Annotated in this window: 14 protein-coding genes; 4 read left to right on the top strand and 10 right to left on the bottom strand. The window is 59.1% G+C overall.

Annotated elements, in window-relative coordinates; all coding sequences use genetic code 11:
* Together BIS10_RS01925 and ftsY are read right to left on the bottom strand one after the other, a co-directional pair.
* Positions 1-526: cell division ATP-binding protein FtsE (locus BIS10_RS01925; RefSeq protein WP_253501873.1), on the bottom strand; the 526-nt coding region annotated here is incomplete at its 3' end.
* Positions 523-1,905, bottom strand: a complete 1,383-nt coding sequence (gene ftsY / locus BIS10_RS01920) for a signal recognition particle-docking protein FtsY (RefSeq protein ID WP_253501870.1) — start codon at positions 1,903-1,905, stop codon at positions 523-525. The genes ftsY and BIS10_RS01925, both read right to left, overlap by 4 nt.
* 126 nt (positions 1,906-2,031) lie before the next feature.
* Between ftsY and rsmD the strand changes: the two genes are divergently transcribed.
* Together rsmD and BIS10_RS01910 are read left to right on the top strand one after the other, a co-directional pair.
* Entirely contained in the window at positions 2,032-2,616 is a 585-nt protein-coding gene (gene rsmD / locus BIS10_RS01915) for a 16S rRNA (guanine(966)-N(2))-methyltransferase RsmD (RefSeq protein WP_228168866.1), read from the top strand.
* 116 nt (positions 2,617-2,732) lie between these two features.
* Complete coding sequence (locus BIS10_RS01910; protein WP_044629605.1) at positions 2,733-2,927, top strand: cell division protein ZapB; 195 nt, start codon at positions 2,733-2,735, stop codon at positions 2,925-2,927.
* On the opposite strand, the gene rimI is transcribed toward BIS10_RS01910, so the two are convergent.
* The 8 genes from rimI to BIS10_RS01870 all read right to left on the bottom strand — a co-directional run bounded on the left by rimI (position 2,924) and on the right by BIS10_RS01870 (position 10,741).
* Positions 2,924-3,340, bottom strand: a complete 417-nt coding sequence (rimI, locus tag BIS10_RS01905; RefSeq protein WP_253501867.1) for a ribosomal protein S18-alanine N-acetyltransferase — start codon at positions 3,338-3,340, stop codon at positions 2,924-2,926. The two genes, BIS10_RS01910 and rimI, sit on opposite strands and share 4 nt — an antisense overlap.
* A gap of 26 nt (positions 3,341-3,366) precedes the next feature.
* Entirely contained in the window at positions 3,367-4,170 is an 804-nt protein-coding gene (locus BIS10_RS01900) for a hypothetical protein (protein WP_083023207.1), read from the bottom strand.
* Positions 4,167-4,475, bottom strand: coding sequence for a BolA family transcriptional regulator (locus BIS10_RS01895; protein WP_054640807.1), 309 nt, complete (start codon positions 4,473-4,475; stop codon positions 4,167-4,169). The genes BIS10_RS01900 and BIS10_RS01895 overlap by 4 nt, the downstream gene beginning before the upstream one ends.
* Positions 4,476-4,515: 40 nt before the next feature.
* Complete coding sequence (locus BIS10_RS01890; RefSeq protein WP_253501863.1) at positions 4,516-5,919, bottom strand: MFS transporter; 1,404 nt, start codon at positions 5,917-5,919, stop codon at positions 4,516-4,518.
* An 88-nt stretch (positions 5,920-6,007) separates the two neighbouring features.
* Positions 6,008-6,394, bottom strand: a complete 387-nt coding sequence (locus tag BIS10_RS01885; RefSeq protein WP_044629610.1) for a hypothetical protein — start codon at positions 6,392-6,394, stop codon at positions 6,008-6,010.
* An 89-nt stretch (positions 6,395-6,483) separates the two neighbouring features.
* A complete protein-coding gene (gene lysS, locus BIS10_RS01880; RefSeq protein WP_253501860.1) occupies positions 6,484-7,995 on the bottom strand; it encodes a lysine--tRNA ligase in 1,512 nt (503 codons plus the stop codon).
* A gap of 34 nt (positions 7,996-8,029) precedes the next feature.
* A protein-coding gene (gene prfB, locus BIS10_RS01875; protein WP_392567145.1) for a peptide chain release factor 2 occupies positions 8,030-9,128 on the bottom strand; the annotation gives its coding sequence in 2 pieces (ribosomal slippage) (positions 8,030-9,052 and positions 9,054-9,128; 1,098 coding nt in all).
* A 260-nt stretch (positions 9,129-9,388) separates the two neighbouring features.
* Positions 9,389-10,741, bottom strand: a complete 1,353-nt coding sequence (locus BIS10_RS01870) for an OmpP1/FadL family transporter (protein WP_253501858.1) — start codon at positions 10,739-10,741, stop codon at positions 9,389-9,391.
* A gap of 261 nt (positions 10,742-11,002) precedes the next feature.
* Here BIS10_RS01870 and BIS10_RS01865 point away from each other — a divergent pair, with 261 nt between their 5' ends.
* Together BIS10_RS01865 and BIS10_RS01860 are read left to right on the top strand one after the other, a co-directional pair.
* A complete protein-coding gene (locus tag BIS10_RS01865; protein ID WP_253501855.1) occupies positions 11,003-11,461 on the top strand; it encodes a MerR family transcriptional regulator in 459 nt (152 codons plus the stop codon).
* The gene (locus tag BIS10_RS01860) at positions 11,428-13,953 is read left to right on the top strand and encodes a heavy metal translocating P-type ATPase (protein ID WP_253501851.1); all 2,526 of its coding nucleotides are present in this window, start codon (positions 11,428-11,430) and stop codon (positions 13,951-13,953) included. The genes BIS10_RS01865 and BIS10_RS01860 overlap by 34 nt, the downstream gene beginning before the upstream one ends.
* The last annotated feature ends 43 nt before the right edge of the window (positions 13,954-13,996 follow it).

Below are 13,996 nucleotides of genomic sequence, written 5' to 3'. Positions count from 1 at the left end.
TATCGGCAGAGAGCTGTGGGTCTAGGTTACCGGTGGGCTCATCGGCAAGCAGCAGCGCGGGCTTATTGACCACGGCGCGGGCGATGCCCACCCGCTGCTGCTCACCGCCGGAAAGCTCGATGGGCAGGGCTTTTTCGCGGTGCAACAGGCCGACTTTATCCAGTGCTGCCCGCACCCGCCTCGCCGCCTCTCGGGGCTCTACACCCTGAATTTCTAGCGGCAGCGAAACGTTATGGAACACGCTGCGATCAAATAGCAGCTGGTGGTCCTGAAATACCACGCCAATCTGGCGACGATAAAACGGCACCTGGCTGGCGTGGAGCTGGGCAATGTCATGCCCGGCTACCACCACTCGCCCACGGCTGGGCTTTTCTAGGCGCATAATCAGCCGCAGTAGCGAGCTTTTTCCCGCCCCGGAGTGGCCAGTCAGAAACACCATTTCGCCTCTCGCCACGCGAAAGTTCAGGTGCGCCAGCGCGTCAAAGCGCCCTCCATAGCGCTTCCCCACATGCTCAAAAGCAATCATGCGCGACCATCATCCCCTTGTCGGTCAAACAGCGCGTTGACGAAGTCGTTAGCGTTGAAGGGGCGCAAGTCGTCCAGGCCCTCACCCACCCCGATAAAGCGAATCGGCGTTTCTAGCTGTTTCGCCAGGGCAAAGATAATCCCGCCTTTGGCGGTGCCATCCAGCTTGGTTAAAGTAATGCCGCTAATCGGCACCGCCTCATTAAAAGTAGTGGCCTGGGAAATTGCGTTCTGCCCCGTGCCTGCATCCAGCACGAGCATGACCTCATGGGGCGCCGTGTCATCGAGCTTCTGCATCACACGGTGCACCTTTTTCAGCTCTTCCATCAGGTGGCTCTTGTTGTGCAACCGCCCGGCGGTGTCGGCGATCAGCACGTCCACGCCGCGGGCTTTGGCAGCCGCCACTGCGTCGTAAATCACCGAGGCGCTGTCAGCCCCGGTGTGCTGAGCAATCACCGGTACACTGTTGCGTTCGCCCCACACTTTAAGCTGTTCCACCGCCGCCGCACGGAAGGTATCCCCGGCTGCCAGCATGACGCTCTTGCCTTCGCGCTGGAAACGCTGGGTGAGCTTGCCGATGGTGGTGGTTTTACCCACGCCGTTGACCCCCACCACCAGAATAACGAAGGGGCCGTCGCTCTCTTTCTCGAAGCTGAGCGGCTCAGATACGGGTGCCAGCAGCGCGGCCAGCTCCTCCTGTAGGCCTCGGTAGAGTGCCTCGGGGTTGTTCAGCTCTTTGCGGGAGACCCGTGCCTCAAGGCGCTCGATGATTTCGCTCGTCGCTTCGATGCCCACATCGGCCATGAGCAGCTGAGTTTCCAGATCCTCCAGCAGCTCGTCATCGATATGCTTTTTGCCAAGGAACAGGTCGGCCAAGCCGTCAGTAAGATTGGCGCGGGTTTTCCCCAGGCCAGATTTGATGCGCGCAAACCAGCCTTTCTTCTCGCCTTTTTCGGATACTGGCTTCTCTTGCAGAGCGGGCTTCGCGGCTGGCTCTGGCTCTGGCTCTGGCTCTGGCTCTGGCTCTGGCTCTGGCTCTGGCTCTGGCACAGTGTCCATGATTGGCGCGGGGGTGACTTCCTCGTCAACGCCCGTTGGCTGAACGTCCTCTTTGCTCACCGGCTCAGGCGACTGCTCCTGAGCGAGCACCTCAGTGGGTTCGTTTTCGCGCTCCGGCGCGGGCTTGGGCGGCTCTTCTGCCAGCGATTCGGAAGGCGGCTCTTTGGGCTCAGCCGGCGTCTCCGAAGGCGCTGATACATCAGCAGCAGGCTCCTTATCAGGTGCGCCTTCGGGCTCGTCTGGCAGCGCTGGCTGCTCTTGGGCGTCTTGAGGCTCCTGCTGGGAGTCGTGCTTTTTCTTACGTTTGAAAAAACCGAACATAGGTGTCATCCGACTAAATAGGTGAACATTGCGATTATCCTACCACCGCAGACCAAGACTTTGGATAAGTAGCCCGCTACAATCCGCGTTATGAAACGACAACGCTCCTCTCGCTCATCATCTCGCATGTCGACTCCCCGCCGCGGAACTGCCAAACCGCCGGGGAAACTGCGCATTATCGGCGGCGATTTTCGCCGCCGCATGCTGCCTGTGCTCGACCACCCGGGCCTACGCCCTACGCCGGATCGCGTACGTGAAACGCTGTTTAACTGGCTGGGCCAAGCGCTGCATGGCAAGCAGGTGCTGGACCTATTTGCCGGTACCGGCGCGCTTGGCATCGAGTCGCTCTCTCGGGGGGCTGCGCAGGTCACCTTTGTCGAGCGCGATACACACGTTGCCGCGCTGATTCGCGACAATCTTGCCACCCTCGGTGCAACGCAGGGGCAGGTAGTGACTGCTGATGCCCAGGCGTTTCTTGAAAAGCCTAGCCAACCTGCTGATCTGGTGTTTCTCGACCCGCCGTTCCACCAAGGGTTAGCCGCGTCTTGCTGTGCCGCGCTGGAAGCGGGCGGATGGCTGGCAAGCGATGCGATGATCTACCTGGAAACCGAACAGAGCCTAACGCCAGCGGTACCGGCTAACTGGCATTTACACCGTGAAACTCAGGCAGGTGAGAGTATTGCCAGGCTCTATCAACGCTTGCCCTCGTAAAGCGCTTGCCGCCAACTGACAGCAGCGTTACGCTCGCTCGATTGAGTCACACATTGATGGCCCATTTTATTTCATGACGATAGGCAGCCGCCTGTCGTCCGTTACTGGAGGTAGGCATGAGCCTTGAGCTTTTTAATCAGTTAGAACAGAAAATCACCGACACTGTTGAGGCGTTGGAGATGATGAAGCTGGAAAACGAAGAGCTGCGTAACGAAAATGCTCAGTTAAAACAAGAGCGTGAAGAGTGGGAAAGCCGCTTACAAGGTGTGCTTAGCAAATTCGATGGCATGAGTGATAGCAACGCGTCCTAAGCCAACGGCAGCGACATTAACAGCGCATCCTCCCGCCCGGTCGTGCCTTTCACGGCCGGGTAGTACTCCTTCCGACGACCATCTTCGCCAAACCCCGCCTGCTGATACAGCGCAATCGCTCGCTGGTTTCCAGCACGCACTTCCAACAGCAGCCGCTCAGCTTGCCACTGCTTCGCCACCGCGACCACTTTGTTAAGCAGCCGCTGGCCTATGCCTTGCCCTTGGCAAGCGGGCAGTACACCAATCGCCTGTAGCTCAGCGTCAAACGGCAACTTCGCCAACAACGCATAACCCATTAGCACGTCGTCCTGCCAATAGCCCACTACCCAGGCCTGCTCATCGGCCAGCGCTTCATCTAACTGCTGGGGGCTTGCCCCGCTGTGTGCGGCGGCTTCTAAAGTATGTAGCGGCACTCGATGCGCAGCGTTTAACCGGCAGATCACTCAGCACTCCACTGCTGTCCTAAGGCCACCAAACGCGGCCATAGCGCGCGTTTAGCACTGGCCTGCTGAGTGAGCGCGGCCAGCGACGGGCCTTGCCACACAGGAAGTGCGAGCGTTTGGCTCTGCCCGTCGGTAAGCGCCATGACTCGAGCAAGGTCAGTAGCCGTCTCCTCTGCGCCCCACCAGAGCACTTGCTCTAACTGCCAGCCTTGTCGGCTCGCGGCCCCAGCAACAAACGCTGCCACACCCTCCTGAGCTTCCTCAAGCGGCTCTTCCGGCGCAAAGGCTGTGGCCATGGGCGGCCATTTGAAGTGGGTCACTGTTGGCAGTTCGCCGCGCAACACACCAGCCGCCCGCAGCATATTGGCAAGCAACTGCTGTTCAACCGGAGACATTTCCCCTTCACATACGCTAAGCCAGCGTCCTCCCACACAAGCACAGGAGAGACTAAAGTTCAGCGGCTTGGCGGGTTGCGCAGGCGGTACTCTGGGTTCTGGTACCGGGCTCGCCTCCGAGGTGGGTGCCGCAGCAGGCGAATGACCTAAGAGCGCCTTGACCGCCGAGGGCGATGCCACTGGGGAAGTGTTTCCTTGCTCGACAGCGGCAGGCTGGCTACGTGTTCGCGGTGCTGGTGCATCATCCAGCAGCGCATGCAACCGCTCCCGTGGTGGTGTTTTGGTCGGTGTTTCTTCCCACTCGCAGGCTTCCGTCGGGCGGGCGTTGGGCAGCTGGTAGCGGCATGCCCAGGCGGTAATACCCATAGCATCCAGGTAGTGCCGACGAACAACCTCCGGGGTCACTGGCCGCCGCCACGGCAGTTGGGGGAGTTCGGGCGCTCGCTGCCCCGTGCCTGCCACTCTTTGGGTGTGTAGAGGTGCAGCGCCAGGGCGTGCACCGGACCAGAGAGCTCATCCGCCAACAGGGCATAAATTTGTTGGTGGCGCTTGACCGGCATCATGCCATCGAAGCTATCGCTTACCAGCGTCACTTTGAAGTGAGTTTCAGAGTTGGCCGGCACGTTATGCATATGGCTTTCGTTTTCGACCTGCAGCACGTCAGGGGTTAAGGCCGCCAACTTCTGCTCAATTTGTGTCTGTATCGCCATGGGACTCTCCTTCAGTCAGCAACTGGTTTATTGTACGCCCTTACTTTCCAACAGACGATGCCCGCCGCTCAACCAGCGCCCTCTGGGCAAGCGACACCCGCGAAAGGCTCGCCAGCAACGCTAACAGGGTGGTCCCCGCTCCCAACCAGAGCGTGACCTGAATTGGCGACCCCAGCGCCAGCGCTGCCCCAACGAGAGCCACTCCGAATGACTGCCCCACCGTACGCGTGGTGCTCATCACCCCTGAAACGTTGGCACTGCGCTCAGGTGGCAGGCTGCCCATCATTTCACGGTTATTCGGCGGCTGGAAAAGTCCAAACCCAATACCACACAGCGCCGTGCGCCACAGGCTGCCCGCCACGCCGGTGCTCTCATCCACCAGCGCCAGCGCGACTAGGCCAATAATCAGTAGCACCAGCCCGGCACTAGATAGCAGGCTGGGATTAACTCGATCCGCCAACCGCCCCGCCAACGGCCCCACTAGCATGATCGCCAGGGGCCACGGCGTGAATAGCCAAGCGGTTTCTAGTGGCGAAAAGCCCATCTGTTCTTGATAGAAAAACGATAGCGCTACAAAGGTGAGTCCCTGCCCAATAAACGCTAATCCCGAGGCGGAAACCGCCAGCGTGAAGCGCTTTTCAGCAAACACGCTCAGCGGCAGCAGTGGATAAGGAGCGCGCTGCTGGCGCCGGATAAATAGAGTACACGCGGCCACTGCCAACATGGCCCAACCGCCGCTTTGCCAGATAGGCGCAGCGTGACCAACGGCGTCCATAGCGACAAAGAAGCTCGCCAGCATCAACATCGAGTAGAGTGCCCCCAGCGTATCAAAACTACCCTGGCGAGGCGTATCCCGCGGCAACGCCCGGCTGGCTAGCCAGAGCGAGCACACCCCGAGGGGCACGTTGAGCGCAAACAACCACGGCCAATCCACAAACGAGAGAATAACCCCGCTGAGCGTGGGGCCTGCGGCATAACCACCCGCTACCACTAGAGCACTTAGACCGAGCGCGCTGCCTAACAAGCGGGATGGAAAAATAGCTCGATAGAGGGACGGCCCAATAGAAAGGGTCGCGGCTGCCCCAAGGCCTTGGAAGGCGCGAAACACTAGCAATGTTTCTAAATTACGCGACAGTGCCGCCCCTAGTGCTGCTACCACAAACGTCCCAAGGCCAAACAAGTAGAGCCGCCTGCGAGTAATGAGCTCGCTGATGCCCGCAAATACCAGTAAGAACGCAGCACACACGACCTGGAACAGGTTAGTAATCCATACTGCCCTGGAGGCCGGCACATTCAGATCGGCAGCAATGGTGGGCAGGGCGAGGTTGATCATGGTGGTATCGACCACCGCCATCAACGTACCGGTGACCAGCGCCAGCACGGCGAGCAGGCGCTCAGGCCCCGGCAGCCCATCGTCGCCAGGGCGAGTTTCAAACAGTCGCATGGTAGTGAATTCCTAAACAGACCCCTTACAAACGGCGAAACCGGCCGAAGCCGGTTTCACTGTGCGCTTACGCTAAAATAGTAGCACGCTAATCTTGTTCGTTGTCGAGCAGCAGCGCGTCGTCAACATCCGAGATTTCCAGGGCGGTTTCGTCGTCCAGGTCAATGGCTAAGTAGCTGTGCTCAACGCGCAGGAATTCCTGAAACAGCGACCAATCTAATTTTTCTGGCCACTGGCGCTCATCCTCTTCCCAGGCGCGTAGCTCGGTCTCCAGGATTTCTACGTGACGCTCGCGGACAAACGTCTCTAACGCCTCAGGGGTATCCATCTCGGGGATCAGGTATACCGTACTTTCACGTTCGACGTCGTCCAGGGTCAGGTCGTCGTCTCCCATGGTGGGTTCGAGCGCATTGATCCAGTCCACGAAGGTCTGGGTCGGCCTGACGCTCAGGGCAGAGCGATTTAGCAGTTTCATGGGATTCTCCTCGCCGTCGAAACGTTGACCATTATGGGCGCTAAATCGCGCCCTTACCAACTTTTCGTCCGCTACCGCCTGGTTGAGCGTTAATCCACCTCGGGGCGCATGGCCGGGAATAGCAGCACATCCCGAATGGAGGGGCTGTCGGTGAACAGCATCACCAAGCGGTCAATGCCGATGCCCTCGCCCGCCGTGGGCGGCAGGCCGTACTCCAGCGCGCGCACGTAGTCGGCGTCATAGTACATGGCTTCCAGATCACCGGCGTCTTTCTCGGCGGCCTGTTCACGGAAACGCTCTGCCTGATCTTCGGCGTCGTTCAGCTCCGAGAAGCCGTTGGCGATCTCGCGACCACCGACGAAGAACTCAAAGCGGTCGGTCACGAAGGGGTTGGCATCGTTACGACGCGCCAGCGGGCTAACTTCTGCCGGGTATTCAGTGATGAACGTGGGCTGGTCCAGTTTGTGTTCCGCCACTTCTTCAAAGATCTCGGTTTGAACTTTACCCAGGCCCCAGCTCTCTTTGACCTTGATGCCCAGTTTTTCCGCCGCAGCGCGGGCAGCATCTAGGGTATCCAGGTCGGCATCGGTGATGCCGTCGCCGTGATCCAGAATCGCTTGGCGCAGGGTGAGACGCTTGAAGGGCTGACCAAAATCGTAGCTGGCCCCCTGGTAAGTAATCGTGGTGGTGCCCAGCACTTCCTGAGCTGCCGTGCGCAGCATGGCTTCGCTCATGTCTAAAAGGTCGCGGTAATCCGCGTAGGCCCAGTAGAACTCCACCATGGTGAACTCCGGGTTGTGCCGAGTGGACAGCCCTTCGTTACGGAAATTGCGGTTGATCTCGAACACTTTCTCGAAACCACCCACCACCAGGCGCTTCAGGTAAAGCTCCGGCGCAATACGCAGGTACATATCGATATCCAGCGCATTGTGGTGAGTGATAAACGGGCGCGCCGCCGCGCCGCCGGGGATCGGCTGCAGCATCGGCGTTTCCACTTCCATAAAGCCACGGGCTTCGAAGAAACGGCGCATGGAGCTGATCACCGCCGCGCGGGTCTCGAACACCTTACGCGACTGCGGGTTCATGATCAGATCCACGTAACGCTGACGATAGCGGGCTTCTTGATCGGTCAGGCCGTGGAACTTATCCGGCAGCGGGCGCAAGCTCTTGGTCAGCAGCTGCGCCTCGACCATCATCACGTACAGGTCGCCTTTGCCAGACTTGTGCACCGGGCCACGGGCGGCGACGATATCGCCGATATCCCAGCCCTTGATGTCTTCCAGAACGTCTTCCGGCAGCCCCTTTTTATCCACGTAGAGCTGGATCTGGCCCGCCACGTCCTGAATCACGATAAAAGGGCCGCGTTTGCGCATCACGCGCCCGGCCACCGACGCTTGGTGGTCCAGCGCTTCCAGCTCGGCTTTGTCTTTCTCGCCCAGCAGGTTATGTAGCTCAACGGTGAGGCTGTCGCGGCGGAAATCGTTCGGGAAAGCGCTTTTGCCCTGCTCGGCCGCCCGCTCACGGCGGGCCGCCAGCTTGGCACGGCGCTCGGCGATCAGGTGATTTTCGTTATCGAGAGAAGACGCGTCTTGGTTAGCCATCGGGCACCCTATTCATGTTCAAACGCTAAAAAGATTACAAACCCTGCTTCAGGCTGGCGACGATAAACTGATCTAAATCCCCGTCGAGCACCTTGTCGCAGTTGCTGGACTGAACGCCGGTACGCAGGTCTTTAATGCGCTGATCATCCAGTACGTAAGAGCGAATTTGGCTGCCCCAACCGATATCGGCTTTGGAGTCTTCCGCTTCCTGCTTGGCCGCATTGCGCTTTTGCATTTCGTGTTCCCACAGCTTCGCCTTCAACTGCTTCATGGCGAAGTCGCGGTTGGCATGCTGGCTACGCTGGCTCTGGCACGCCACCACAATGCCGGTCGGCTCGTGAGTGATCCGCACCGCCGAGTCGGTGGTGTTAACGTGCTGACCACCGGCGCCGCTAGAGCGGTACGTATCGACACGCAGGTCGGATGGGTTAATCTCAACCTCGAAGCTATCGTCGATTTCAGGAGACAAGAACACCGACGCAAACGAGGTGTGACGGCGGCCACCGGAGTCGAACGGGCTTTTGCGCACTAAGCGGTGAACACCGGTTTCCGTGCGCAGCCAGCCAAAAGCGTGGTCGCCCTGGATATGCAGCGACGCCGATTTAATGCCCGCTACTTCCCCAGCAGAAATCTCGATGATCTCGGTTTTAAAACCGTGGCTCTCGGCCCAGCGTAGGTACATGCGCAGCAAAATGTTGGCCCAATCCTGGGCTTCGGTGCCCCCGGAACCCGATTGAATATCCAGGTAGGCGTTGTTTTCGTCCATTTCTCCCGAGAACATGCGGCGAAACTCGAGTTTTTCCAGGGCGCCCTGCAGGCCATCGAGTTCTTTGCGTACTTCCTCGACGGTGCCTTCATCCTCTTCCATCTCGGCGAGTTCCAACAGGTCGCGGCTATCGGCCAGGCCCTGATCCAACTCGTCAATGGTGGCCACAATGGCTTCGAGGGAGGCACGCTCTTTGCCTAGCTTTTGAGCGTAGTCTGGATCATTCCAGACGTTGGGGTCTTCGAGTTCGCGGGATACTTCTTCTAGCCGATCTTTACGCTCGGCATAGTCAAAGATACCCCCTAAGAACGTCTGTCCGCTCAGACAGGTCCTTGATCTGGTTATGAATCGGGTTGGTTTCCAACATGGATCGCCCTAGCCTTGGTCAGTAAATAGCGGGGTCTCATGCGCGCTAAAACGCGGCTTAAAAGAGACAGGCGCCGCTGAGGTGACTCACCGCTTGGCGTTTAACACCTTCGCGAGCCACCCCAGCGGCGGAATTCTGGCACGCATTGTAACGAAACCCAGCGCATACCGCATCCACCCCCCCCTTCGTTGCTAACGTAAAAAACCCGGCCGAAGCCGGGTCAGTAGGTCGAAGACCGATCAGTAAGCGCGAGCAGTCGATCAGAACCGATAGGTCAGCTGGGCACCGAAGCCGTGGGCTTGGTTTTTGTAGTCAGCGGCGTAAGTAGCACCACCGACGGGTACTCCTCCTGTTTGAGCACTAGCGAGCAGGTCTTGGCGATCCTGCTCAATAAAGGTGCTGCGCTCGGAGAGATAGGAGTAAGCGAAGTCCAGCGTTAGGTCCGGAGTCGGGCTCCAGCCAGCGCCGATAGAGAAGATACGACGCTCATCGGACGGAATACGCACGCTGCGGTCTTGGTCATTGGTGGGGGTGAAGTCTAACGTCACGCCTGCGCGCAGTGCTAAGGTCGGCGTTAGCTGATACTCACCACCAGAGGCAAAGGCCCAGGCGTTTGAGTAGTTTTGCTGCTCGTTGGTAATCTCGTTGCCCTGGCTACCTAAGATCGAAATTTCCTCAAACTGGCTCCAACGAACCCAGGAGGCGCCAAACATCAACTTCAAACGGTCAGTCATCTGCTGGGTCAGCGAGAAGTTAACCGTTTCAGGGGTGGTCAAATCCAGGTTAGCGGTATCCGCACGCACCACGTTGCCCAGCGGGTCTGTGGCTTGGAAGGTGCCTTCCAACTCATAATCCACTGCAGAACGATAGGTCAGGCCCAGCGTTGTTTCTGGCACCGGCTGATAAATCACGCCCAAGTTATAGCCCCAGCCGTCGTCGTCACCCTCTACCCGTGAATCCACATCACCGGCCGCATTAAAGGCAGCGCTAGTAGGCAGTTGACGACGTAGCTCGCCTTCCACTTGGTTGTACGTGACACCGATACCGGCTGACCATTGGTCGTTAAAGCGGTAAGACACGGTTGGCTGGGCACTCACTACACGCAGCTCGGTATAGTCACCGAAATAGCGGCCTTGGAAGGTATCTTCATACTCTGTCTGAGAACCGAAAGGTGCATAAACACCGAAACCAAATGCCAGACGTTCATTCACGGGTTGGGCATAAAACGCAAAAGGTATCAGCGTACCCGGCACCATATCGCCATCGTTAGTGCCAGGAATCGTGCCTACCGGCACCTGAACACCCGCCGGAGCGCCGCCTTGGGCAACACCGGCATCCAAGGTGCGGTTCGCCGTGACATTACTAATATCCGTATCGACGCTTAAAAAAGTACCACCCGCCGTAATCTGAGCGCGGTCGAGGAACGACATACCCGCCGGGTTGCCATACACAATGGTAGCATCGTGTACGTTTGAGCTACGTCCCGCATGGCCATACCCCTGCCCACTGACGCTCTGCTCGTTAATCTGATATCCGCCTGCGTTGGCTTGGCTTGCAAAGGTAACTGCTGCAACCGCGGCCGCTAGGGTTAATTTCTTGAAGTTATTATGCATTGTGGGCCTCTCTCCCGATGATCCGGCGGACTGTGCCATCCATCCGCGTTGTTCCTACACCTCAGTTTTCGCCCAATGCTTGGTCCGGTTCAAGTGCAAACGAGCGTTTTATTTTATTTTCCGCTTATACATTAGTCGCACGCTCGTTTTAAATCAGTGTTTTAGTCATTTCGACTGAGTCGATCACGCCTGCTTGACCTATGGGTTACCCAAAGGTTTTACACTACAGTTTGAACATTTACCACCAATCGGGGGGAGGTTATGTCGTTAAGCGATTTAAAAGTTGGCGAGCTTGCCAAACTCGGTCACGTCACTGCTGAAACCGTCCGCCATTACACCCGAGAAGGGTTGCTATCTCCCCAACGCCATCCCGACAACGGTTACCAGCTCTACTCCGCCACCGACTTGGAGCGTCTGCACTTTATTCAGCGGGCGCGCAAGCTGGGGTTTAGCGTGGCGGAAATCCGCGACATCCTAGCCCATGCCGACCAGGGCGACTCCCCCTGCCCGCTAGTGCGCGATCTGCTTGCCCACCGGCTGCCGCAAATACGCGCGCGGATTGCCGAGCTAGAGGCACTTGCCCAGCGAATGGAGCAGGCACTGGAGAGCTGGCGCGACATGCCTGACGGCACCCCCGATGGCCATAGCCTGTGCCGCTTAATCGAAAGTTTTCCCGAGGAGGCACCATGCAGTCACACACCCTGCAGTCACAAACGCTAACGCGCACCGTGCCCGGCATGAACTGCCAGGGCTGCGTCAAGCGTATGCGCGAGGCTATTCACACCAAAGATCCGTCGGCCAGTGTGGAGGGATTTCCCGCCGAGAAGCGCCTAGAGGTCACAAGCTCGCTAGATGGCAACGCGCTAGATAGTGCGCTTAGCGAGGCAGGCTACCCACCCGATGAAGCGCCGAGTGAAGATCCTTTACCTGCCGAGTCGGCCCCAACTTCCGAGGTGGCCGAAGGCCAAAATGTGCCCACTGACGCCCCCCAACAGCGGCTATTGATTAGCGGTATGACCTGTGCGGGCTGTGCGAAAAGCGTTGAGAAAGCGCTGGCGAATACCCCCGGGGTGAGTGCCGCGTCTGTGAACTTTGGCACCCACACCGCCCAGGTAACGGGCAGTGCCAAGCGCGATGCGCTGATTGAAGCCGTCGCCGCAGCGGGCTACCACGCTGAACCCATCGTGGATATGCGCGAAGCGGAGCGCACCCGTGAAGCCCAGGAAGCGGCAACCTACCGTCAGCGCCTCAAGGGCAGCATTCTATCGCTTGCCCTTGCGATTCCACTGATGCTGAGCATGTTCGTTTACCATCCGCACCCAATGGGCCTGGGCCGCCTCTATTGGCTAGTAATAGGCCTGCTGACCCTGGCTATTTTGGCCTTTCCTGGGCGGCACTTTTTCACCAACGCTTGGAAACAACTCAAGCACCACCAAGCCAACATGGACACCCTGGTGGCCATGGGCACCGGCACCGCCTGGCTCTACTCGATGATGGTAGTGCTCTTCGCCCCCTGGCTACCCGAAGTGGCCCAGGGCATCTACTTTGAAGCCTCTGCGATGGTGGTGGGGTTAATCCTGCTCGGCAACGCCATGGAGCTACGCGCCCGAGGCCGCACCAGCAGCGCCCTTAAACGGCTGCTCGACCTACAGGAAAAAACTGCCCGAGTAATACGCAACGGTGTGGAGCAGGAGGTCGCGGTGGACGATGTAGCGCTGGATGACCATATTCGCGTGCGCCCCGGTGAGCGGCTGCCGGTAGATGGCGTAGTGCTCGACGGCCAGAGCTATATCGATGAGTCGATGCTCACCGGCGAACCCGTGCCGGTGCACAAAGCAGCGGATGAAGAGGTAAGCGCAGGCACGGTGAATGGCAGCGGCAGCTTGGTGTACCGCGCCACCCGCATCGGCCGCGATACCCGCCTGGGACGTATCACCGAGCAGGTGGCCAGCGCACAAAACTCCCGCCCACCGATTGGCGAGCTGGCCGATACGATCTCAGGCATATTTGTACCCGCCGTGATGATTATTGCGGTGCTAACGGCCCTTGCCTGGTACAACCTCGGACCCGCTCCAGTGGTTATTCATATGCTGGTCACTGCCACCACCGTACTGATTATCGCCTGCCCCTGCGCGCTGGGCTTGGCCACTCCCATTTCCACCATGATTGGCGTGGGCAAAGCCGCCGAGCATGGCGTGCTGGTGCGTAGCGGCGAAGCGCTGCAAACCGCGAGCCGCCTGAACACGCTGGTCGTCGATAAAACGGGAACGCTGACCGAAGGCAAACCGCGCGTCACCGAGGCAACGGTGCTGCACGATGATAGCGCCCAAGTGCTGGCCTGGGTGGCCGCCCTAGAGAGCCGCTCGGAGCACCCCCTTGCCAAAGCGCTGACGGCCTACGCCGAAGAGCACAACGCCCGCCCCGATGCGCTGGCTAGCTTTGATAGCGTGACCGGCGGCGGTGTTAAAGGCACCAGCCAAGCTAATGACACGCTGCTGCTAGGCAATGCGCGCTTATTGGAAGCGTCTGGCGTCGACCTTTCCCCAGCAGACGAGAGCATTCGCCAGCTGGAAGCCAAGGCGCGCTCGCTGGTTTATTTAGCGGTGAATGGCAAGCTGGCCGCCCTCTTCGGCGTTAGCGACCCGCTGCGCAAAGATGCCGCCGCCGCCGTGAAGCGCTTGCAGGATGACGGATTAACCGTGGTGATGTTGACGGGCGATAACGAACATACCGCCGCTGCGGTGGCCCGCGAGGTAGGCATTAGCGAGTTCAAGGCAGGCATGACGCCCGACGACAAGCACGCAGAAATTGAGCGCCGCCAAGCGGCAGGCGAAGTGGTCGGCATGGTGGGCGACGGTATTAACGACGCCCCCGCGCTGGCCCGCGCCAACGTGGGTTTTGCCATTGGCCAGGGTACCGATATCGCCATGGAGAGCGCCGGTATTACGCTGATGCGCGGCTCACTACACGGCGTGGCCACGGCGATTGAGCTTAGCCGGGCCACGCTCACCAACATCAAGCAGAATCTAGTAGGCGCATTTGGCTATAACGTACTTTGTATCCCGATTGCCGCCGGCGTGCTCTACCCCGTAACCGGCATGTTGCTGTCACCGATCATTGCCGGCGCGGCCATGTCGCTCTCCTCCATCACCGTGGTCAGCAACGCCAACCGCCTGCGGTTATGGAAGCCCACCCAGCAGGAGGCCGTATGAGTTTACTGATCAATCTTGCGGGTATCGCAGTCATTGGCTTGAT

The sequence above is a fragment of the Halomonas sp. 707B3 genome, from assembly GCF_024158645.1.
Lineage (GTDB): Bacteria > Pseudomonadota > Gammaproteobacteria > Pseudomonadales > Halomonadaceae > Vreelandella > Vreelandella lionensis.
Note: the sequence above shows the minus strand (reverse complement) of the source record. Positions and strands in the feature narration are given on the sequence as shown.